Source organism: Allohahella sp. A8 (assembly GCF_047946665.1).
Lineage (GTDB): Bacteria > Pseudomonadota > Gammaproteobacteria > Pseudomonadales > Oleiphilaceae > Allohahella.
Window position 1 is genome coordinate 2,290,065 of sequence record NZ_CP172312.1, and the last position, 21,652, is coordinate 2,311,716.

The 21,652-nt window shown below is 57.3% G+C and carries 21 protein-coding genes; 17 read left to right on the top strand and 4 right to left on the bottom strand.

Annotated elements, in window-relative coordinates:
• The first annotated feature begins 102 nt into the window (after positions 1–102).
• On the top strand, positions 103–1,458 hold the full coding sequence (locus tag ACH3PB_RS10225; protein ID WP_416399371.1) for an MFS transporter: 1,356 nt from the start codon (positions 103–105) through the stop codon (positions 1,456–1,458).
• A gap of 12 nt (positions 1,459–1,470) precedes the next feature.
• Complete coding sequence (locus tag ACH3PB_RS10230; RefSeq protein WP_416399372.1) at positions 1,471–2,388, top strand: PPK2 family polyphosphate kinase; 918 nt, start codon at positions 1,471–1,473, stop codon at positions 2,386–2,388.
• 10 nt (positions 2,389–2,398) lie between these two features.
• Here ACH3PB_RS10230 and ACH3PB_RS10235 read toward each other — a convergent pair whose 3' ends face one another.
• Positions 2,399–3,787: a mechanosensitive ion channel domain-containing protein gene (locus tag ACH3PB_RS10235; protein WP_416399373.1), complete on the bottom strand. Its 1,389-nt coding sequence runs from the start codon at positions 3,785–3,787 to the stop codon at positions 2,399–2,401.
• Positions 3,788–3,969: 182 nt separating this feature from the next.
• Here ACH3PB_RS10235 and ACH3PB_RS10240 point away from each other — a divergent pair, with 182 nt between their 5' ends.
• Positions 3,970–5,244, top strand: a complete 1,275-nt coding sequence (locus ACH3PB_RS10240; protein WP_416399374.1) for a cation diffusion facilitator family transporter — start codon at positions 3,970–3,972, stop codon at positions 5,242–5,244.
• Here the strand turns inward: ACH3PB_RS10240 and ACH3PB_RS10245 are convergent.
• Together ACH3PB_RS10245 and ACH3PB_RS10250 are read right to left on the bottom strand one after the other, a co-directional pair.
• Positions 5,234–5,653, bottom strand: a complete 420-nt coding sequence (locus ACH3PB_RS10245; RefSeq protein ID WP_416399375.1) for a GlcG/HbpS family heme-binding protein — start codon at positions 5,651–5,653, stop codon at positions 5,234–5,236. The genes ACH3PB_RS10240 and ACH3PB_RS10245 overlap by 11 nt on opposite strands.
• 96 nt (positions 5,654–5,749) lie before the next feature.
• Positions 5,750–6,553, bottom strand: coding sequence for a sulfite exporter TauE/SafE family protein (locus ACH3PB_RS10250; protein WP_416399440.1), 804 nt, complete (start codon positions 6,551–6,553; stop codon positions 5,750–5,752).
• A gap of 62 nt (positions 6,554–6,615) precedes the next feature.
• Here ACH3PB_RS10250 and hyi point away from each other — a divergent pair, with 62 nt between their 5' ends.
• Positions 6,616–7,425: a hydroxypyruvate isomerase gene (hyi, locus tag ACH3PB_RS10255; RefSeq protein ID WP_416399376.1), complete on the top strand. Its 810-nt coding sequence runs from the start codon at positions 6,616–6,618 to the stop codon at positions 7,423–7,425.
• Here the strand turns inward: hyi and ACH3PB_RS10260 are convergent.
• Entirely contained in the window at positions 7,414–8,700 is a 1,287-nt protein-coding gene (locus ACH3PB_RS10260) for an esterase/lipase family protein (protein ID WP_416399377.1), read from the bottom strand. The genes hyi and ACH3PB_RS10260 overlap by 12 nt on opposite strands.
• A 467-nt stretch (positions 8,701–9,167) precedes the next feature.
• Here ACH3PB_RS10260 and ACH3PB_RS10265 point away from each other — a divergent pair, with 467 nt between their 5' ends.
• From ACH3PB_RS10265 to ACH3PB_RS10325, 13 genes are all read left to right on the top strand, one after another.
• Positions 9,168–10,253 carry an extracellular solute-binding protein gene (locus ACH3PB_RS10265; protein ID WP_416399378.1) on the top strand — a complete coding sequence of 362 codons (1,086 nt, stop codon included), beginning with the start codon at positions 9,168–9,170 and terminating at the stop codon, positions 10,251–10,253.
• The gene (locus tag ACH3PB_RS10270) at positions 10,250–11,368 is read left to right on the top strand and encodes an ABC transporter ATP-binding protein (protein ID WP_416399379.1); all 1,119 of its coding nucleotides are present in this window, start codon (positions 10,250–10,252) and stop codon (positions 11,366–11,368) included. The genes ACH3PB_RS10265 and ACH3PB_RS10270 overlap by 4 nt, the downstream gene beginning before the upstream one ends.
• On the top strand, positions 11,350–12,243 hold the full coding sequence (locus ACH3PB_RS10275; protein WP_416399380.1) for an ABC transporter permease: 894 nt from the start codon (positions 11,350–11,352) through the stop codon (positions 12,241–12,243). The genes ACH3PB_RS10270 and ACH3PB_RS10275 overlap by 19 nt, the downstream gene beginning before the upstream one ends.
• Positions 12,240–13,124: an ABC transporter permease gene (locus tag ACH3PB_RS10280; protein ID WP_416399381.1), complete on the top strand. Its 885-nt coding sequence runs from the start codon at positions 12,240–12,242 to the stop codon at positions 13,122–13,124. Before ACH3PB_RS10275 ends, ACH3PB_RS10280 begins: the two co-directional genes overlap by 4 nt.
• Positions 13,125–13,173: 49 nt before the next feature.
• A complete protein-coding gene (locus ACH3PB_RS10285) occupies positions 13,174–13,914 on the top strand; it encodes a hypothetical protein (RefSeq protein WP_416399382.1) in 741 nt (246 codons plus the stop codon).
• 18 nt (positions 13,915–13,932) lie between these two features.
• Complete coding sequence (locus tag ACH3PB_RS10290; protein ID WP_416399383.1) at positions 13,933–15,003, top strand: patatin-like phospholipase family protein; 1,071 nt, start codon at positions 13,933–13,935, stop codon at positions 15,001–15,003.
• 110 nt (positions 15,004–15,113) lie between these two features.
• Positions 15,114–15,776 (top strand): MotA/TolQ/ExbB proton channel family protein, encoded by a 663-nt coding sequence (locus tag ACH3PB_RS10295; protein ID WP_416399384.1) that lies wholly within the window; start codon positions 15,114–15,116, stop codon positions 15,774–15,776.
• Complete coding sequence (locus tag ACH3PB_RS10300) at positions 15,776–16,171, top strand: ExbD/TolR family protein (protein ID WP_416399385.1); 396 nt, start codon at positions 15,776–15,778, stop codon at positions 16,169–16,171. Before ACH3PB_RS10295 ends, ACH3PB_RS10300 begins: the two co-directional genes overlap by 1 nt.
• Entirely contained in the window at positions 16,168–16,617 is a 450-nt protein-coding gene (locus ACH3PB_RS10305) for an ExbD/TolR family protein (RefSeq protein WP_416399386.1), read from the top strand. The genes ACH3PB_RS10300 and ACH3PB_RS10305 overlap by 4 nt, the downstream gene beginning before the upstream one ends.
• Positions 16,614–17,471, top strand: coding sequence for a TonB family protein (locus ACH3PB_RS10310; protein WP_416399387.1), 858 nt, complete (start codon positions 16,614–16,616; stop codon positions 17,469–17,471). The genes ACH3PB_RS10305 and ACH3PB_RS10310 overlap by 4 nt, the downstream gene beginning before the upstream one ends.
• A 15-nt stretch (positions 17,472–17,486) precedes the next feature.
• Entirely contained in the window at positions 17,487–19,841 is a 2,355-nt protein-coding gene (locus ACH3PB_RS10315; RefSeq protein WP_416399388.1) for a TonB-dependent receptor, read from the top strand.
• 3 nt (positions 19,842–19,844) lie between these two features.
• The gene (locus ACH3PB_RS10320; protein ID WP_416399389.1) at positions 19,845–20,954 is read left to right on the top strand and encodes an alpha-hydroxy acid oxidase; all 1,110 of its coding nucleotides are present in this window, start codon (positions 19,845–19,847) and stop codon (positions 20,952–20,954) included.
• A complete protein-coding gene (locus ACH3PB_RS10325) occupies positions 20,944–21,627 on the top strand; it encodes a Fe2+-dependent dioxygenase (RefSeq protein WP_416399390.1) in 684 nt (227 codons plus the stop codon). Before ACH3PB_RS10320 ends, ACH3PB_RS10325 begins: the two co-directional genes overlap by 11 nt.
• Positions 21,628–21,652: the final 25 nt, after the last annotated feature.

Consider the following 21,652-nt stretch of genomic DNA (forward strand, 5'->3'; position numbering starts at 1 on the left):
TTACGCACGGTAGCAATATAATTCCCGCTTGCCTAAACTTCCTTGCCTCATCTGCACGTAATGCAGTCATCCAGATTCGAAAAGTCAGGAAGACAAGCTGATATGAAGGTTCCGAAGTTACCAGGCATTATCTTTCCGCTCATCAGCCTAGCGATATATTCTCTCGGGCACGGGGTGCTCTCCACCCTCGTCACCGTCAGGCTTTCAGCTGAAGGCGTCTCCAGTACCTGGATAGGCTTCGTGAGCTCGGCCTACTTCGCAGGCCTCATTGTCGGCACCTTCGTCAATGCCCGTCTCATCGTCAGCGTGGGCCACATTCGTGCGTTCGCCGCCTATGCCTCGATACTGGCCGCAATCACCCTGTTGCTCGGGCTTGTCGTAATACCGGAGTTCTGGGTATTTATGCGATTTCTCGGCGGGTTTGCCTCCGGCGGGCTGCTGGTCGTCATCGAGTCCTGGATACTGGTCACCACGCCTTCGGTCAAACGTGGGCAGGTGATGGCCGCCTACATGATCCTTTTCTACGGATCGATGGCCCTGGGTCAGATGGTTCTGAAGAACGTCGACCTCAACACACTGGTCCCATTCGCCATCTGCGCGATCTCAGCTTCGCTTTCGGTTGTGCCGCTCGCTCTGGCACGTGTGAATATGCCGATTCTGGAAATTGGCAAGAACCTGCCACTACGACGCCTGTTGCGTATCACGCCTGCGGGCATTACTTCGAGTTTTGCATCCGGGCTTCTATTGGGCGCGTTATACGGTCTTCTCCCGCTGTTCTTCGCCAGCTCAGGCTACGACCTGGGTAACACCGCAAACATGATGGCTATCGTGATCGTAGGCGGCATGGCGCTACAATACCCGATAGGTCGCCTCTCGGATCTGACCGACCGACGAATCGTACTGGCCGCGCTCTTCGGCATATCGATGGTGATTTCGATATTCTTCGTATGGGCGGCGCCTACGGAAAACTTCTGGCTAACAGCTGGCTTCATCTTTCTTCTCGGCGGCACCATGTTTTCGATGTACCCCATCAGTCTCAGTCATGCCTGTGATGAGATCGAGCCGAACATGGTCATGAGCGTAAACCAGGGCCTACTCATTGCCTATAGCATAGGTGCAATGGCTGGCCCAGCGATGGCGCCGCTTTTCATCGAGGTACGTGGACCGCTCGGGCTGTTTGCGTTTTTCAGCGTAGTTTGCGCAGCAACGGTGGTCTTCCTGCTGTATCGTAGAACCCGCCGCGAAGCGGTCCCACTGGGCGAGCACTTCAGCCATGCAATGACAATTCCAAATACGCCGATCATGGCGGAGATCGATCCTCGGGCGGAATTCCCCGAGGTGACGCCAGTCATGCCCGAATACGAACGCCGACATCCGGATTTTCACCCGGCCGATGATGAACAGCATCACCCGCACGATGACCTTGATCATCCGACCCGGCGCCGCACCGACTTCTAAGAGCGAAGCATCATGGCTTTCACATTAATAGATTCGATCGACAACGGCTTTCGCCTACCTTTCGATGGTCGCGTGTCGATGCGGGCGCTCAGCACATCGCCCGTCGATGAAGACAGTGCACTGTCGAAGGACGAACTGAAGGAACGTCTGCAAGAGAAGGTCGACGCGCTGAGTGAGCTGCAGCGGAAACTGTTTGCCGACAAGCGCTTTTCGGTGCTGCTGATCTTCCAGGCGCTGGATGCCGCCGGCAAGGACAGCACTATCCGCCACGTGATGACGGGCGTGAATCCCGCTGGCGTGTCAGAGACGAGCTTCGGACGGCCAAGCACAGGGGAACTTGACCATGGTTTTTTGTGGCGGACAAACGCCGCCCTGCCCGCCAAAGGCAAAATAGGCATCTTCAACCGGAGTTATTACGAAGAGGTGCTGACTACGCGGGTCAACCCGGAACTCCTCGTTCCCCAGCGGGTACCGGGTGTTACACAGCTGCCGAATGGCCAGGTCGAAGTGGACCCGCAGTTCTGGGAAGATCGCTTCGAGGCCATTGCAGCTCATGAGCAGTACCTTGCCCGGCAAGGTGTACTGGTGCTGAAGTTCTTTCTCAATGTCAGCCGCGACGAACAGAAACAGCGACTGCTTGCCCGCATCGACAAGCCACGGAAAAACTGGAAGTTCGAAGTGGGCGATCTGGACACACGCGATCGATGGCCGGCCTATGCCGCAGCGTACGAGGACATCTTCAGCTGGACCGCGAAACCGTGGGCGCCGTGGTACGCCATTCCTGCCGATAGCAAGCCATATATGCGCCTGAAGGTAGCAGAGACCATCGTAGCGGCCCTGGAACGGCTCGAGTTAGGCTGGCCGGAACTGAGTGAGGAAGGAAAAGCCGGCCTCAAGTCAGCAAGAGAGAGACTGGCGTCAGAAAACTAGTGTGCCGGCACTAGATCTCCTTCTTCGCCTTGGCGTCCAGCAGGTTCTCGTCGTTGCTCGCCTGGTCAGCATTGAGCTGTTGCTTGATATCCGTTTCCGGCCTGAGTTCGGAGGCGGCCTTTGGCCTGGCACTTGCCGAGGCACTGCGATCAGGTGATCCAGCCCGACGTGGCTCAGACTGGCTGACTGTGTCCTCTGTCTCACTGAGCGTAATACCCTTGGCACCCGACCATTTAAGATTGTAGGTAGGCTCAGGCATACCGATATCCGCTTCATCAAAACGAACCTTCACCAGTCTTATGGCTTCGCTCTTCACCTTGACGAAGCTGTACTGTGTCTGGTCTACCCAGGCATAGATGTGCAGTACAACGTTCGAATCGCCTAATGCTTCGATGAGCGCCTGCGGCTTGGGGTCTTGTAACACACCTTCCATACTCGAGAGTGTGTCGATAGCCAGGTCCTCGGCGTGATTGAGATCGATCTCGGTGGAGACGCCGACTACGAAATCAAAGCGACGCTGAGCGTGCCTCGAATAATTGATGATGACAGCCTTGAATACCAGCGAATTAGGAATTCTCACGTGGTTGCCGTCGAAGGTCAGCAGGATGGTCGCGCGGGTGGTCAGCCTGGAGACAAAGCCCTGGTACTCGTCAATCTTGACCAGATCATTGGCTGAAAAGGGTTGGCGCACACTGAGCATGAGCGACGAAATGAAGTTCTCCACGCTGTCCTTCAAGGCAAAGCCAAGCGCGAGACCAACCACGCCCGCTGCGCCAAGGAGCGTGCCCAGTATGGCCGTTGCTCCGAACAGCTCGAGCACGGCATACAATCCAAACACGAAGGTCAGAAATGCCGCGACCTGGGCGGCAATTCGTGCCACAAAAACGTTAGGCGTGATCCGATTAAACAGGCTGTCGAGGCCTGACACGAGACGCGCCAGCCACCAGAAAATGATCAATACCACCAGTCCCGCCAGCACCAGAGGCAGCCAGGTCACAAACGCATCGAAAAGATTTTCAGCTTTCTCAAGAGCTGGGTTGACCCGCTCACCAATGGCGGACTCCTGCTGCAGCGTATTATTCACCGCGACTACCTGTGGCAGGCGCCCTGCGATTTCGGCAGCCTTTACTGAAACATCCTTGGCCAACACGTTGCCCGACAGTGTAACCACCCCGGCATCAACGCTCACTTCCACCTCGGCCAGGCTGGGGAACTGGCTGTAGATACGCTTCAGGCGTTTGGTGATATTTGAGTCGTGCTGGGAGGGGTTGCTGTACAGGTCATCGTCGAGGGCGCCTTCGGCCACCTGGATCTCGGCCTGGACCGATGAAACGACTAGCGCAAGGAAGCACAAGCCCAGTATGAGCGCAAAGCGTGGCAGTGATTGAAGTCGGTCCAAGTATCCTCCCCGTCCGATCTGGTGAATGAACGGAAGAGAAAATTTTGGCAACCGTTCCCAGATCTTGAATACGTACCCGGTGCAGGCTTCGATCTGAAGCATTCGAGTCCGTGCCAACGGGCTCATTGCAATAGTTGGCAAGACGTTGATAATGAAACTGACCCAATTCTAGCGATAAAGACATGAACGCAAATACCGGCAGCAGCGCAATCAGCACGCCCAAATCTGTTTCGAAGTCCAAAGAGCGCGCTCAGGCCCTGCAGCGGATCACCCTCATAGGCATGGTCCTGGACCTCGTTCTTGGCGCCGCCAAAATCATCGTTGGAATTTTCGGTCACTCTTATGGCCTTATCGCCGATGGCATTCATTCGCTGTCTGATGCGCTGTCCGACGTGCTGGTCCTCGTGCTTGCGCATGTTGCTGGCAAGGCACCGGATGACGACCACCCCTACGGTCATGGCAAGTTCGAGACCGTTGGCTCGGTCCTAATGGGTAGTCTGCTGATCGGTGTGGCGGGTGCATTGGCCTGGGACAGTATCATCCGCCTGTTCAGTGATACGCTTTTACAGAAGCCGGAGTGGCCGGTACTTGTGGTAGCGGCGTTCTCCGTTCTTTCCAAGGAGTGGATTTATCGAGCCACCCGTAGGGTCGGTGAGAAATACCGCTCTGATCTCATCATCGCCAATGCCTGGCACTCGCGGACAGATGCCTTCAGTTCCATCGCGGTGTTGCTCGCTGCAGGCGGCGCCATGGCCGGTGTGCTATGGCTGGACGTCGTCGCGGCCATCGTTATCGCCATACTGGTCGGACACGTAGGCTGGCGACTTTCACTCTCAGGCCTCAGACAGTTGGTGGAGACCGCCGTACCCGAGGAAAGTAGCCTTTCTTTTGCGCAAACCGCAGCCGCAGTAGATGGCGTAGAAGGCCTGCATTTCCTTCGTGCACGAGCGGTAGGCGCTGAGACGCTGGTGGATGTTCATATCAAGGTCGCGCCATATGTAAGCGCATCCGAGGGGCATCACATTGGCGTTCTGACCACCCGCGCCTTGCGCAATGCGCATCCGGAAATCGCTGATGTGACCTGTCATGTCGATATCGAAGGTAACAATGCGGAATTGAAACAGCGCCAGTCAGTCCACCGGAAATATCTCGCGGCAGCCGACAAGCTTCCAGACCGTGACCGGATCGAACGCGAGATCGGAACCTGCCTGTCAAACCATGATGTGGAACTGACGCTCGAACGCCTGCAGCTGCACTATCTCAACCAGCAGGTCGAGGCCGAACTATTGATCAGCTTTGACGACAGCGCAATCAGCTTGCGGGGCAGCCATGACATGGCCGGCGAGACCCTCCGCAGCACTTTGCTGGAGCGTCTGCAACCAATCGGCATCAGTGAGCTGAGAATCTGGTGGCGCCATGATCTGCCACCAGTTGATCAGCCGACGCTCAAGCTTTGAGGAAATGGTCGATACCTGCCTGCGCGCAGTCGATGTCCTGCTGAGGCGTTCCAGAACTCAGGCCTATGCCACCCACCACTGCGCCATCGACCGAGACAGGCAAGCCTCCGCCAACCACGCACAGGCGACCAGCCATCGAGGTATGGATCCCGAATACGAGATTGCCCGGCACACAGGCCGCATTGTATTCGTGAGTCGCCTTCCGTGCTGCAGCAGCGGTGAACGCCTTGTCCTGAGCCACTGTAATACTCGTGATCTTGCCACCATCCATGCGCTCGAACGCAATCAGATTTCCTGACTCATCCGTTACTGCAATACACATCGGCACATTGATTTCTATAGCCTTGGCACGGGCGCCCGCTATGAGCCGCTGTGCATCGTTCTGGTCAAGCCGTTTGATCGTGAGCATGGTGAGCGTTCCTCTGAAGGGCAGACAATAGTCACCCGATCATCCGTCGGCAGTGGCGGGATGTCCAGCAGTAAACTGATCTTAATGGGGCTCGGATCACTCGAGGTAGAGCGTGGCAAAGTAATAGATGCTGAGCAGGCTACCTATGGCAACGACCAGCCCACGCAGCCAGGAAGAAGGCAGCCATCGGGCAATGCGGCCACCAGCCAATCCGCCCACGACGGCACCAGCGAAAGCGATGGCTGTCAGGTGCCAGTCTATCAATCCAGACAGCGCGAAGATCAGCACGGCCATGCTGGTGATGATGGCACCAAGCAGGTTCTTCAAGGCATTGTTCTGCTGCACATCGTGGACGCCAAGCATGTGCAGGCCTGCCATCAGCATGATGCCCATACCAGCGCCGAAGAAGCCGCCGTAGACTGCGATCAGAAATTCCGCCAGCCGTGTGCCTGCCGACGCATGTGCATCGCCATAGCCCCGCCCGGCCGTGCTGAGCGCCTGACTCAGCCATGGGCCTGCCGCGAAAAGTACGGTCGCAAACAGAATGAGAAAAGGCACCAGTTTCAGAAATACGGTGTTTGGGATGAAGATGAGCAGTGCTGCGCCACAACTGCCACCGATGAGGGCAATCCACAGCGTAAGGCTGATGGCCCCTGAGAAGGCACGCAGCTCCCGGCGATAACCCACGGCGGCGAACGCGTGACCGGGCCAGACAGCAACTGCATTGGACGCATTGGCCACGACCGGCGGCAGTCCCGCAGCAAGAAAGACGGGAAAAGTGAAAAAAGTACCGCCACCAGCGACGGCGTTACATATGCCAGCAAGAATACCGGCGCCAAACAGGACGAAAGATAGCGTTTCGATAGCAGCGTCGACCCAGAAAGAAATAAGACTTGCCAGCGCTACAGGGGGTGCGCAGGCTTGGCGGTAATAACTCTGAAAACTACACCAGGAAGGCCGCCATGACCAGACCAGCCGCTTTTACCAGATACCCACGGATAGCCGCGAACCTCTCAATGCTATTCACCGAATATCCTTTTATCGATCGCTTCGGCCACGCTGCCGACGCAGGTTTCAGAGGTGTGGAGTGTCAGTTTCCCTACGACTTCGACTGTCATGCCATTCGTGATGTACTCGATGCGCGCGATCTCGAACTGGTGATGTTCAACCTACCCGCTGGTGATTGGACAGCCGGAGAACGAGGTATAGCCTGTCATCCCAACAGACGCGAAGAGTTTCGTGATGGCGTCGACCAGGCCATCGCCTACGCGAAAATTCTCGGCAACAGGATGATTAACTGCCTTTCAGGTATCACGCCTGATGGTGTGAGTTCGCTGGAGGCACACGAAACCTTCATCGACAATCTTGCGTATGCAGCTCAGGCGCTTGAACGAGAAAACATTCGACTGCTCATCGAAGCCATCAACACGCGCGACATTCCCGGCTTCTTTCTGCACGGTAGCGAGCAAGCGCTCGCAATACGTGAGCGCGTCGGCTCTGGCAACCTGTTCCTGCAGTACGACGCTTATCACATGCAGGTGATGGAGGGTGACCTTGCGCATACGATAGCGCACAACCTGAAGCATATCGGTCATGTCCAGATTGCCGATAATCCTGGACGCCATGAGCCAGGCACTGGCGAGATTAATTATCAATTTCTGCTCAGCCACCTGGCCGCCGTAGGCTACAAGGGATGGGTAAGCCTGGAGTACACGCCGCGCACCACGACGGAGGCCGGCCTGAAGACCCTGCGTGACTGGTTATTCGACTGAAGCCTCACCACCCGCATGCAGTGGAGCCAGCCAGGCCAGCAACTTTTCGGTCACCTTCGGATGATATAGCAATTGCATATGGTTGCAGCTGTAGCAGATGAATTGCTTGTCTGGCTCGAACTCCAGATGGCGCTCACCTTCATGGTGCTGGCCGAGTGCGCTGGCCACAGGAACCAGCCCATCACCGAGCATCCTGTCGCTGATCGCGTGCGCTTGCGGTGCCGTCGAAGCGGCGATGGTATAGCAGGTGATATTTCCCGGTAGCGGCATCGCCATACGGCGGTCGCCACTACGTTCGAAGCGGTCTCTGTCCTGCCAGTCTTCGTCGCGGATATTGCCGAAGCGCAGATCTGTGATACCCGCGCTACGAAGCTGACCCAGTTTTGCAAAGGGCGCAGTGTGTCGCGTGCTGCCCAGAATGACATCGACCCAATTGCCTGCGCGCTCCAGCGGCGAGCCATGATGCGGTGTGCCCAGGCTCACGAAGGCCTTGCAGTGTGCCAGCCACTCCAGGTTCGCCTCAGCTGCGTAATGAAAGGCGCTACGGGCGAGTAAACCGCCCATGCTGTGACCAATGATGCTCACGCTCTCTACCGGCACTGGCCATGCATCGACGAGCGCCTGAAGCAAGTTCGCGAGCTCACGTCCGTTCTGGGAAATGTGCCGACCGGAGTTGTAGCGGATGTGTACGGGTGTGCAGCCGTTTGCGGCGGCCAGACGATCCGCGTGGCCCTGCGGGTACTTGCTGCTGCGCCACTGCAAATCGTTCATACACAGACCGTGTAACATGAGCACGAGATGGCCGCTGACTGCTGGTAGGGCCGCTAATGCATCATGCACAGCGATATTTCCATCTACATCTGCCGAAATCACGGTTTCGCCCTCCACCCGCAGCGTCATGAACAACTGCAGTGTGTTGCCACTTGCCTGAAGATGGTCGCCGAGCACACCGTTCAGTGCAGCGACCATGGCAGCTCGCTGCGCTGACTCCGGCCCAGCTTCGTCTATAGCTTCAAGCAATGGTTGCAGCGTGCTCTCAAGACTGCCGATCGCCTTATCGAGCCCCCACCCTACAGCGCCAGTGATATCGAGCACGCTACGGTAGACGAGGCCGGTGATGCCCCTGGCCGTACCGGGTGCTTCGCCGCCGGGCATGCCGAGGGTCGACCAGACCGACTGGTGCACGCCCTCGGCAATGCGCGTGACGTTCTGGGTCGCCTCAGTGGCCAGCCTTGCCAGGCCACGAAGGTCCGCTGTCGATCTTGATTTCTTCATTTGCGCCTCTACCTGTCGTCATCCTGCGAGTGGTAAAGGAGAGCATCGCATGAGCAGCTTTGCGCTACCAGACACTTATACGACCAATGTCTAATGTCATTCCCGTGTAGGTGTGCTTAGCTGGCGATCTGACAGGCCTGTCACAAAACCTACATAAGGGCTTGTTAGTGTCCCGTCTGGTGAATCCGCATACTTAAAATGCGTGTCCCTGGGCTGGATGGCAAGGCGCAGCCTGCAGCGCAATGGTCCTACCATTGCCAAGGGTTGCAACGCGGGCAGGCGGCCCAGGGTGCGCACCCGGAGGGCGAGTTGACGCGCCGCGCTGCCGCGTTACGAGCCTTGCCCTTGGAACCACCAAGGGCTTCGACTCGCGCCTTGCAGCACGACGCGTCAACTCGTTTTAAGTACGCGGATTCACCAGACGGGACACTATGTCTGCAACCTCACAAGCAAGGCGGAACTACTCCATGACCAGGCCACTGAAAAAACGCTTCAGTTCGACGACATCGCTCGCCCTCACAGCTGGACTCACACTCCTGGCTGCCTCAGTCCATGCAGAGACACTGCGACTGCTGACCTGGGGCGGCTATGCGCCAGACGAGGTCGTGGAGCAGTTTGAAAAGGAAACGGGGATCGACGTCGAAGTCACGACTTCCAACAACGAAGACATGATTTCCAAGCTGCGTGCGACCGGTGGCGCTGGCTTCGACCTAGCTCAGCCGAGTCAGGACCGCATCAGCAGCGCGCAGGCTGACTTTGACATCTATAAACCGATTGATCTAAGCAAGATCAAGACCGAACAAATGACGGCTTCGATGCTGGAAGCGACGAAAACTAACACCTCGTTCCAGGGCCAGGTGTATGGCGTGCCGCACATCTGGGGCACCAGCGGGCTCATCGTGAACAAGAAGGATGCCGCCAGCGTAAAAGACTACACCGACCTTTGTAACGACAAGCTGAGCGGCCCTGTATCATACCGACTTAAGCGTCCAACGCTGATCGGCTTTGCCTTCGCAATGGGCGAAGATCCATTCGCTGCTTACAATAACCCTGAACGCTACCAGCAGATCCTGAAGAAGGTCGAAGACAAACTCATCAGTTGCAAGCCCAAGGTGAAAGCCTACTGGGATGGTAACGACGAGCTGCTGAATCTGATCCGCTCAGGCGAAGTGGTCGCAGCCATGGGCTGGGATGCCGGCGGCTGGAAGCTCAATAGTGACAACAAGAACATCAACTTCGTAGCGCCGAAATCTGGTGCACTTGGGTGGATCGATACTTTCGCCCTGCCGCGAAAGACCAAGGCAGAGGATGCCGCCTACAAGTGGATCAACTTCGTGATGCAACCAAAGGTCGCAGCGCAGATCGCTGAATCTGCCGGCAACTTCACGGCTTCTGAGGGCGCTGATGAGTTCGTCAACGAGACGCTGAAGCAACAATACCAGGACAGTTTCTCGAAAGAGGACGTCGATAACATCAAGTGGTATCCACCGGTACCGGCTGGGCTTGAAGACTTGGAAGGCAAAGTGCTCGATCGCGTCAAGGCTGCTGGTTGAGCGCCAGCCAGAACGGGCCACGCTTCGATCTTGAATGCGTGGGCCTCAGCAAGGCTTTCGGCGAGTTCCAGGCCGTCGATTCGGTCTCCTTCAGCATCCCGCACGGATCTTTCTTTTCGATCCTCGGGCCGTCAGGCTGCGGCAAGACCACACTGCTGCGGATGCTGGCGGGTTTTCAGAAGCCTGACGCTGGAGACATTCTGATCCAGCAAGACTCCGTGCTCGCCACACCACCCAACAAGCGGCCGGTCAACATGGTGTTTCAGCACCTCGCGCTGTTCCCGACGATGACTGTGGCTGGCAACATTGCCTATGGCCTCAAGCGCCGAGGTGTGGCGAAAGCTGAGCGTGAACGGAAAATTGCAGAGGTTCTCTCGCGCATCGGCCTGCCCGATGCGGCCGACAAGCGAATCGACCAGCTCTCCGGTGGGCAAAAGCAACGTATTGCGATCGCCCGTTGCCTGGTGCTCGAGCCGGCCGTCCTGTTGCTCGACGAGCCGCTGGGGGCGCTCGATCTCAAACTGCGTGAGCAGATGAAAATCGAACTTAAACAGCTTCAGCACGCCTTCAACACCACCTTCGTGTATATCACCCATGACCAATCTGAAGCGCTGGCGATGTCGGATCAGGTGGCTGTCATGAATCACGGTCGCTTCGAGCAAGTCGGTACGCCGCAGGCACTGTACTATGAACCAGCGACTGCCTTTGTCGCCGGCTTCGTCGGCGAGAGCAATCGCTGCCTTGGCACAGTGAAGCGTATCAGCGAAACCGTAGTTGAACTGCAGACCGAATATGGCCCGCAACTGCGAGCGACTGCGCCTGCCTCAGTACGTCGCACGCTGACAGCAGGCGAGCCAGCCGCTGTTTATATTCGGCCCGAAGCCATCAGTATCGGACAGCCACCTGAGGGCAGTGGGGCTTTCAATCGTGTCGAAGGTCATGTTGATACCATCCTGTTCGACGGTGCCCGTAGTCACTTTACGGTCGAGGTGAACGCGGCGCTCAAGCTACAGGTGCAGCTGCCGCAAAGCGGGCCTTACGCGCAGCTCGCCAAGGGCGACGCTATCACCTTGTACTGGGACGAGGCGCGAGCACTTTGCTTTCCGGCCACGTGAACCGCGGCAACGGTGTGGCGGGGTCCGCTGGTCGGCTCAGCCTCTGGCTGCTGCTTGCGCCGATTCTACTCTGGCTCCTGCTGCTGATCATCCTGCCGCACCTGGACCTGCTGGCCATCTCGCTACGCCAACGCGTCGCGGCTCGCGAGTATGCATTCAGCCTGGACAACTACACCGCCTTCTTCACGGAGCCGCTGTACTGGAACACCTTCGTTCGAACGGCGGTCATGTCGATCCTTGCGACTGCCCTTACTCTGATTATCGGTTTCCCCATCGCCTACTACATCGCCAAGATGCTGAGAGGCCGAACGCGATCGCTGCTGTTCATCCTCTGCCTGATTCCGTTCTGGGTGAGTGAGCTGGTCAGGACCTATGGCTGGATGATTCTGCTGAGGGAATCCGGACTGATCAGCGGCCTACTGCAGTGGCTGGGACTGGCGGATCAGCCAGTAGAAATGTTGTATAACGACATCGCTATCATGGTGGGTCTGGTCTATACCTCGATGTTGTTCATGGTCGTGCCGCTGGTCAGCACGCTGGACAGTCTCGACGACAGCCTCATCGAGGCAGCCTACGATCTTGGTGGCAACAGCTGGCATGTTCTCCGAGCCGTGGTCATCCCTCACGCCGCCCCAGGCATCGTCAGCGGTTGCATCATCGTGTTCATGCTTACCCTGGGCAACTACCTCACGCCAACACTCCTCGGCGGCAAGAGCAGCCTGTGGTTCACAGAGCAGATCTATACACAGTTCATCACCCGCTTCAACTGGGAGCAGGGTTCGGCCTTCGGCATACTGCTGCTGTTGCTGTCGTCGCTGATTGTATGGTCGGGGCTCAAGATCACAAGGCAGTCCTTCACCAGGGTGATGTCATGATCGCGTCTATCCCCGGCAGCCGCTATTTCCGACTGACCTATGGTGTTTACGTCGCACTGTTTTTCATGTTCCTGCTGGCACCACTGGTCGTGGTAGCGGTATTTTCCTTCAACGACTCAGGCTTTCCAGCTCTGCCCTGGAATGGTTTCACGCTCGACTGGTATCTCGCTGACGGCACCGCGAACAGCGAGGGCATATCGCGCAAGGGCATCTTCCACGACGAAGCGCTGCTGGGCAGCATCTGGACCAGCGTAGTCGTGGCTTTGGCGACAACGATCCTGAGCATCGCTGTCGCCATCTGCAACGCCTTTCTCTTCGAGCGCCGTGAGTTTCCGGGCAAAAACCTGCTCTATATTCTGATGCTGACCCCACTGGTCGTGCCCGGCGTCATACTGGGCGTATCGATACTGGTGTTCAGCAGTAACACCGCGAACTGGATTGACGAAACCTTCGGTTATGAAGTAGAGGTGCTTCGCCCAGGACTCGCACTGGTCGTCGCGGGTCAGTTTGCGTTCATCAGTACAATGGCCACGCTGGTCATCTCTGCCAGACTCCGCAAATTCGACATAACGCTTGAAGATGCGGCAATGAATCTCGGTGCTTCTCGACTGGTCGCCGTGTTCACGGTAACGCTACCGTGGCTCATGCCCGCGGTCATCGGCTCTGCCATTGTGAGCTTCCTGATGTCCTTCGAAAACTTCAACACCACGCTCATGCTGGTCGGTTCGGACGCCCCACTGACAATCGCCATGTTCGATCGACTCAAAAGCGGCTCCACGCCAGTATTGAATGCCGTCTCGGTGCTCTTGATGATCGGCTCTGCCGCTCTGGCACTGATCTCGGTTTTTGTACAGCGAGACAAAACAGCTCGTAGTGGCTAGTCAGGCGCGCCCATAGACAAGTATGATCCGGCAAGGAAGTATGTTGTTTATGTCGCTAAGGATGACCGTGATGTCCGGTACTGCCAATACTGTCAAAACATCCCCTCATTGGGGCTTCGAACTTAAACAGGCGACGTATGACGAGGCCTGCCGCGTACTGGAGAATATTCGCAAGGCTGGTGCGCATGAGCCTGTCGATCAGCTTGCCAGGGAAGCCGGCCAGGCTGTCACGCTTCTGACCGAAGCCGGGTTTCAGGGTTACTACCATCGCCCTACTGAAATCGTGCCGCTACCGGCCATGGCGAAGAAGACTGCCGACACGGGTATTCGCGGCATTGAGAAAGCCATCGGCTTCGTGATCGGGCAGTTTTTCAAGAAGCGCACCGCTGACGAGCTCGCGCAGCTTGCAGATTATCTGGAGACGATGCTTCATCACAATTACGAAGCAAAATCGCATCATCTTGTTTTTCCGATCAGCGATGATCTTCACGAACGGGCACTGACGCTGATCAGCAAGGTGCAGAACGACCCCCACCCGCGAGCGAGCCTTGACTTGATCGTGGCCACGCTGAGCGAGCTGGTCACTGAGAGCATCGATGCCTACTATCTGCAGCCGACTGCCATGGTGAGCATTGGCTCGATAACGCGCAAAACTGCGGACATGAGTGTGAAAGGTGTGGGTTCAGGCGTACGCGGACTCATCGACAAGCTCGTCAGACAGCTGACGGACGAGCAGCTCAAGGCGCTCTCCTATTATCTTGAGAGCATGATTCACGACCGCTCGCTCTGACGGCTGAGGCATCTGACTTTGAACCTGAGCATCATCGCCGGTCGACGCGCACTGGACCACATTCGTCAGCATGGCCTGAGACAGGCCGATTTCAGAGCCGTGGTGGCTGCCTCGGGCGGGCCCAAGTGGTTCGTGCTCAAGAGCCTGAACCAGTATCTCTTCGGAGAATTCTTCAGGCACCGAACCACCCCGCTCCATACGCTTGGATCGTCCGCCGGCGCCTGGCAGATGGCCTGCTTTGCACAGGATGACCCCGCCGCTGCAGTGCAACGTCTCGCGGATCTCTATTCGCGGGAAACTTACTCGGCCAAACCGAGTCCTCAGGAAATCAGTGGCAAGGCGCGCGTTCTGGTCAAGCACTTTCTCGGTCCGGAGGGCGCCCGGCAAATCGCCGAAAATGACCGCATTCAGACCCATATCATTACCAATCGTTGCAAAGGTCCTGCGGCCAGCGAGACCCGGTGGATGCAGCTAGGCGGACTTGTCACGGCGGGCGCGGCCAACATGCTGTCGCGCCGAAACCTTCGCTATTTTGTCGAACGTGTGATCTTCCACAGCGGCCATCAGAGTTTTTTCGAATTCGACGATTTCGCCACCCACAATGTCAGGCTCACCGCGGACAACACCGAAGACGCATTGATGGCGAGCGGATCAATTCCGCTCATTCTCGAAGGCGTGAAGAACATTGAAGGTGCGCCTCCAGGAATCTATCGTGATGGTGGCATTCTGGACTATCACTTCGACCTGCCGTTCTTGCCTGCACACGACAGCGGCCTGGTGCTCTACCCTCACTTCAGCCAGCTGATCACGCCTGGCTGGTTCGACAAGTCACTGCGCTATCGCCGCGCCGCCATGCACAACTACGATAACGTCGTGCTATTGGCACCCTCTCGTGCTTTCGTAGCCCGCTTGCCGTACGGCAAGATTCCTGATCGAAACGATTTTCTCGAAATGGACCCTGTCACGCGTCTGCATTACTGGCAAACCGTCATTAGTGAAAGCGAGCGCCTGTCGGAGGAACTCGCAGAGCTGGTCGAGCTTGGCCGGGGTCTGGATCGCGTCACGGCCTTTTCCAACAGCAGAACCTGAACCCTGACAAATTGTCCATGATACTGGTTGCGATTTCGCCAGACACACAATTATAATGCGAATCGTTCGCGTTTGCGTTTGTCTTATCACCAGCACTTCAGGGACATATCTTGAATCAGCTCATCACTTCGTTCGTCGAGGGCGGCCCGGTCGTCTGGACCCTCTTCATCTTCTCCATCGTTGCGGTGACGATAGCAATCGCCAAGCTATGGCAGTACACCATCCAGCTCCGGCTGGCTGATACTGCCCCGGACCGCGCACTTGATCTTATCGATGCCGGAGACAGATCGGCCGCCCTGCAGCTTGTTGCCGATCGAAAATCACTGCGGGCGCGCATCGTAAGGCAGGTCCTACAGGTATTCGAGCAAGCCGGCCTGGCGCCGGACGAGGCACGGGAAGAGGCCATGCGTCAGGCACGTGTCGATGCTGCCGAGCTGACAAGCTACCTGCGTGTGCTGGAAGTCATTGCTACGCTCGCGCCCCTACTGGGCCTGCTCGGTACGGTGATGGGCATGATAGAAGCCTTCAAGGCCATGGAGGTGGCGGGCGCCAACGTCGATCCATCAGTACTGTCTGGCGGCATCTGGCAAGCCTTGCTGACCACTGCAATCGGTCTGGCTGTCGCCATTCCGGTATCACTACTGCACAGCTGGTTTGAACGACGGAGTGAGCTCGAGGCGGCCGCCATCGAAAATCAGCTACAGCGCATGTTTACTGCGGAAGCTCTTTTCCGTGGCCGGAGCAAGCCAGCTTTGACTGCTGCCGCTGCGTGATGAGCAGCAGTCTTCTGCCGCTGCGGGCACGCAAGCGTATCAGCCTCACCGCTCTGATCGATGTCGTGTTCATACTGCTGATGTTCTTCATGCTCACCAGCACATTTTCAAAGTGGTCAGCAGTACCGCTCAAAGCCGCCACGACTGGTGGCGAGTCAGTCGCGAACGTCGAACCACAGATGTTGATCATGCATGACGTCAATAGCTTCAGCATTCGCGGCAGCGAATCAAAGGCTCAGTTGCCGCTGAGCGAACTGGTATCGCAGCTCGACACCTCACGATCACTGCTCCTCGTGCCGGTTAGCGGCATCGCAGTCGATGCGCTCGTGCGCACACTGGAGACTCTCAATGAAGCCGGTCATGAATCAGTTCAATTAGGGCAACTTGTGAAATGATGAAGCCACCTTCCCTACAGGTCGTTAGCCGTAGGCACAAATCGGCTGAAGACAATATGATCCCCCTCATCAACATCGTCTTCCTGCTGCTTATATTTTTCATGATTGTGGGCACTATCGCGCGCGTCCCCAGCGCTGATATCGAACTGCCTTCGACGAATCTTGCGCGCCAGCAGGCCGAACCTGAAACCCTCAGTCTGTCGCTGACCGCCGACGAGCGCTTCTACCTGAACGGTGAAGAGCTCGACTTCGAGGCGCTGAGCCGCCAGGTCGCGGAAATGGACGAGGAGGCGGCCGCCATCGTCTCCATCAGTGCCGACAGGCAACTGGAGGTGAAGAAACTCTACGCCGTCCTCAGTCTATTCAGTAAGGTCAAGGGTGCTGCAGTGAACCTGCGAACGCTCAATGAAGCAGACCATTCACGGCCTGTAGCGGCGAATCTGTGAAACCACGCTTACTGATTGCTTCAGGCCTCACTGCACTGCTGCTTCACGCCGCAGTCGCTATTGCCTACCTCAAGACCAGCGAGTACCGCCCAAGCGATAGCGGCTCGATTGCTGAAGGTGAACAGGGACTGGAGATTGGGCTGGGCATGCTAGGCACCTATGTCGACCTCTCGCCCGCGCCTGCTGAGCCAGAGCCCGAGCCAGAACCCGATCCAGCTCCGAAACCAGAGGCCAAGCCCGAGCCAGCGCCCAAACCTGAGCCCAAGCCAGAGCCGAAGCCAGCGCCCAAACCTGAGCCGGAGCCGCTGCCTGAGCCGGAGCCTGTGGTCCAGCCGGAGGCCGAGCTGAAACTGGAAAAGGCTGAAGCGCCAAGCCTGGTTGCGCCAGCCGAGCCGGCGCAGGAACCTGATCCTCAGCCTGAGCCGGAGCCGGAAACAGAAACAGAAACAGATGATCGCAAGCCCGAGACAAAACCTGCGCCGGCGACTACCGCGCGACGCGCGACCGGTAGCAGCAACGCTCGCAGCAACGGTGGTAAGGCTGGCGCCAACAAAGACTATTTCAGTGAACTCTTTGCCTGGTTGAACCGGCACAAGCAATATCCTCGAGCCGCAAAGCGCGAGAAGCAGCAGGGCACGGTAACCATAAAGTTCAGCATGCGACGCGATGGCACCGTGTTGCACCCGAGCATCAGTAACAGCTCAGGCTTTCCTCTGCTTGATGCGGCGGCCCTGGATATGCTGCGTGAGGCGGCACCGCTGCCGCCATTACCGGACAGTATTGAGAAAGAAGAAATTTCCCTTGTCATTCCAATCGAATATTCGCTGATTACCAACGCCCTGTTCAGGGACTAACACCAAGGACTAGTCATGCATAGCAGTACCTCAAATAAAGCGATGCCGCTTACTTTACGTCGTACAGTCATCACCCGGAAAGCCGGCGCATTCACGCTCGGCATTCCGGCGCTGATGCTTGGAGGCTTTGCGCAGGGGGATGATGACGACGCTTTCGTCCTCGACACCATGCAGGTGGAGGAAAGAACAGTAGACACCAACCCTTACTCTGAACCGGGTGCGCCATACAAAGCCAAGGTCTCTGGCGACGATCGCCGCGTCAAGCCGCTCGCCGAAACGCCGCAGACCATCAACGTGTTCACCCAGACTCAGATCAAGGACGCCGGCCAGAGCGACCTGAAAGAGGTACTCGCAGCACAACCTGGTATTACCCTCGGTACTGGCGAAAACGGTAATGCTTTTGGCGATCGCTATATCATCCGCGGCCACGAAGCCCGCAGCGACGTCTTCGTCGACAGTTTGCGCGACCCAGGCATGACCACGCGGGAGACCTTCGCGACCGAACAGGTCGAAGTGACCAAAGGCCCGAGCTCCACATTCGCGGGTCGCGGCTCTACCGGCGGTGCCATCAACAGCATCACCAAGCACGCCAGCACTGAATACGATTTCAACAAGGCAGAAGTCGGCGTCGGCACCGATGCCTATCGCCGGCTGACCCTGGACAGCAACGTCGGAGTGACCGAGCGCACGGCCCTGCGTCTCAACCTGCTTCACGCCTACGAAGAAGTACCTGACCGCGAACCCGCGGACCGTGAACGAAATGGCGTGGCCTTGTCCGGACTTTTCGAGGCCACCGATCGGCTCGACCTCAAGCTCGATTATTACTATCTCAATGCCATGGACCGCCCTGACCTCGGCACCTATATCGTTGCCGGGGGTGGCCGGCCCGTGGATGACCTGCCGAGTTATTCTCAGGACGAAGATTTTCTCGATTCCAAAATCGAGGTGTTCACCTTCAGGGCTGGCTACGATATCGACGACAACATACGACTCGAAAATGCCAGCCGTTATGGCACCACGAACAACGGCTATGTCACGACCGGTGCCAGAGGCACGGCCAGAGCAGCTGAGGATGTGCTCGCACCCGGAGTGGAAACCGTGTCCTTAAGTACCCACCAGGGCTATCAGGAGGTCGAGTATTTCGCCAATCAGCTAAACCTCTTCCTCGATACCGAATGGATGTCGATGCCCAACCAGTTCGTGGTTTCGGCTGAATTTTCCAACAACAATGTACTGAATGGCGTCTATGACGTAAGTAACACTGCGCCCACAAACTGCGCGGTTGCAGGACGTGGCAGCGTGTTCCAGACCTATTGCCTGGTCGGACCTGATGGTGCGACAGTTGGCAAGCCCGACGGCATTATTGGCCGGCAGATCAGCAAGGGCGCCTGGGATAGCGACTATTCCGTAGAAACACTATCTCTTTCCCTGATGGACACCGTCGATATCACTGATCAGTGGTCGGTCTTTTTCGGCGTTCGACTCGACAGTTTCGACTACGAAAATGCAGTGATTTCAACAGACCGCACTACTGGCCTCGCCAACACCACCGACTATACCTACTCTGACGAACTCTGGAACGGGCACCTCGGGGTCGTGTACCAGATCACCGAGCAGGGCAACTTCTACGCGACCTACAGTACCTCAGCGAATATCAACGGTGGAGAATCAGACCTGGGTAGCAACTGCGGCTATGGTGGCCTTTGCGGCGATGACCCTGTACAGGTCACGAAAAGCGAGCCAGAGCTGACGGAGAATATCGAAGTCGGGACCAAGTGGAACATCATGAACGAGAAACTGCTGGCTACTGCTGCGCTATTCCAGATCACCAAGGATGATGTCATGGAAAGCGTAGGCGACGACTACGCCACGCTCGGCACGCTCAATACTGGTGAGAATCGTGTTCGTGGTGTAGAGCTGTCTTTGGCGGGTAATCTCACCGATAAGCTGAGCACACAGTTTGGCGTGTCAGTCATGGAGGCTGAGGTTCTCGAGTCCTATGATAGCGAGAGTGAAGGCCGTACACTGAGCAACTTCGCAGAGGAAAGTCTCTACCTGCAGCTCCGCTACCAGGCGACCGAGAAGTTCGCCTTCGGCGGCGCAGCGACTTACTCGAGCGAGATGTTTGCCGGACAGCCGGATTCGGCAGCTGGCTTCGACGCGGCTCGGAACGACTATGCGTACAGAGTGCCGAGCTACTCAAAATATGATCTCTTTGCCAGCTATGCCTTTACCGAGAAACTCAGTACACGTCTTAACGTCAACAACGTCTTCGACAAGGACTACTACCTCGCGGCCTACCGCAGCGGCGCATTCACTTATATCGGTGACGCCCGAAATGCACAGCTCGCGTTGGCCTACGAGTTCTAAGTCGTGAGCAAGACGACGGAGAGCGCGACGCTCAGCATACCCCGGGACATCGTGAGCCTGGGGGACTATGAGCGGGTCGCGCTTACCCGCCTGGATCACGCCTGCAGTGAGTATATTGCTGCAGGCGTGGCCGACGAACACACTCTGGCTCGAAATGTCGAGGATTTCGAGCGCATCAGGATCCAACCGCGTCTTCTGCGTAACTTCAGCAATGCTGATACCGGCTGCACGCTACTAGGCAGTGCGCTGCGTTATCCGATCATGCTGGCTCCGGTCGCTTATCAGAAACTGGTGCATCCCGACGGGGAACTGGCAACAGCTGCTGGCGCTGCCGCAGTCGATTGCGGCATGGTGGTGAGTACGCTGGCCTCGGAGAGCCTTGAAGACATTGCGCAGCAGGGTCCTGACACACGCTGGTTCCAGCTCTATTTTCAGCCAGATCGCTCAGCCACACTCGCTTTGCTTCGTCGTGCCGAGCGTGCTGGCTACAAGGCGCTCGTCGTCACACTCGATGCCCCTGTATCCGGGTTACGCAACCGCGGCCAGCGTGCTGGCTTCGAAATGCCCGACGATGTCAGAGCGGTCAATCTCGATGGACTTCCCAAATCGCCGCAACGAGTGCTCGAGCCGACCGACAGCGTAATCCTGCACGGCTTCATGGCTGACGCACCCACTACGGCGGATATCATATGGCTGCTATCGGAGACGCAGTTGCCTGTCATCATCAAGGGTGTACTGAATCCATTGGACGCACTGGAACTGAAGGCATTAGGCTGTGCGGGCATTGTGGTATCCAATCATGGCGGTCGAACGCTCGATGGACTGCCCTCGTCGATCAGTGTATTGCCTGCCGTTCGCGCTGCGGTCGGCGAAAGCTTCCCGGTGCTGCTCGATAGCGGCATTCGTCGTGGAACGGATGTGCTGAAGGCGCTGGCTCTGGGGGCCGACTGTGTACTCGTTGGTCGTCCCCAACTCTACGCATTGGCAGTCGCCGGCGCCCTGGGTGTAGCCCACATGCTCCGCCTCCTGCAAACCGAGTTCGAAACGGCCATGGCCCTGAGCGGCTGCCCTACCCTGAGCGCCATTACCAAGGACTGCATTCTTGCTGACTGAAATCCCGGCCCTGCTAAGCGAAAACGAAATAATAGCCATACGTGAACGGCTGGCCACTGCCGAGTGGGTAGATGGTCGTCAGACTGCGGGCAGTCAGGCGCGCCAGGTGAAACGCAATCTGCAGCTTGACGATGATTCCGTACTGGCAAAAGAGCTGCGTGACTTTATTCTTCGCAAGCTCGGCAGCCACCCCACCTTTCTTTCGGCCGCCCTGCCGTGCAGTATCTTTCCACCACGTTTCAACTGCTATGAGCACAGTGGCGCCTATGGCCTGCATGTCGACAATGCCATTATGACCCTGCCAGACCAGCGCCTTTTGCGTAGCGACATTTCAGCCACACTCTTTCTCTCGGCGCCAGAGTCTTATGATGGTGGCGAGCTGATGATCGAAGGCAGCTTCGGCGCGCAAAGCGTAAAGCTCGATGCGGGGAGTCTCATTCTCTATCCGTCCAGCAGCCTGCATGAAGTGCGACCGGTAACAAATGGCCGGCGACAGGCCGCTTTCTTCTGGGTACAGAGCATGGTGCGCGAGACTCATCAACGCGAGCAACTGTTCGAGCTCGATCAGGCCATTCAGGTACTTTCAGTCGACCGCGGCGCTGATGATCATGAAGTTCGCAGACTCAGCGCGCTCTATCATAATCTCTTGCGAAGCTGGTCAGTGACGGCATAGCTGGTCAGTGATTGACATCAGCTGC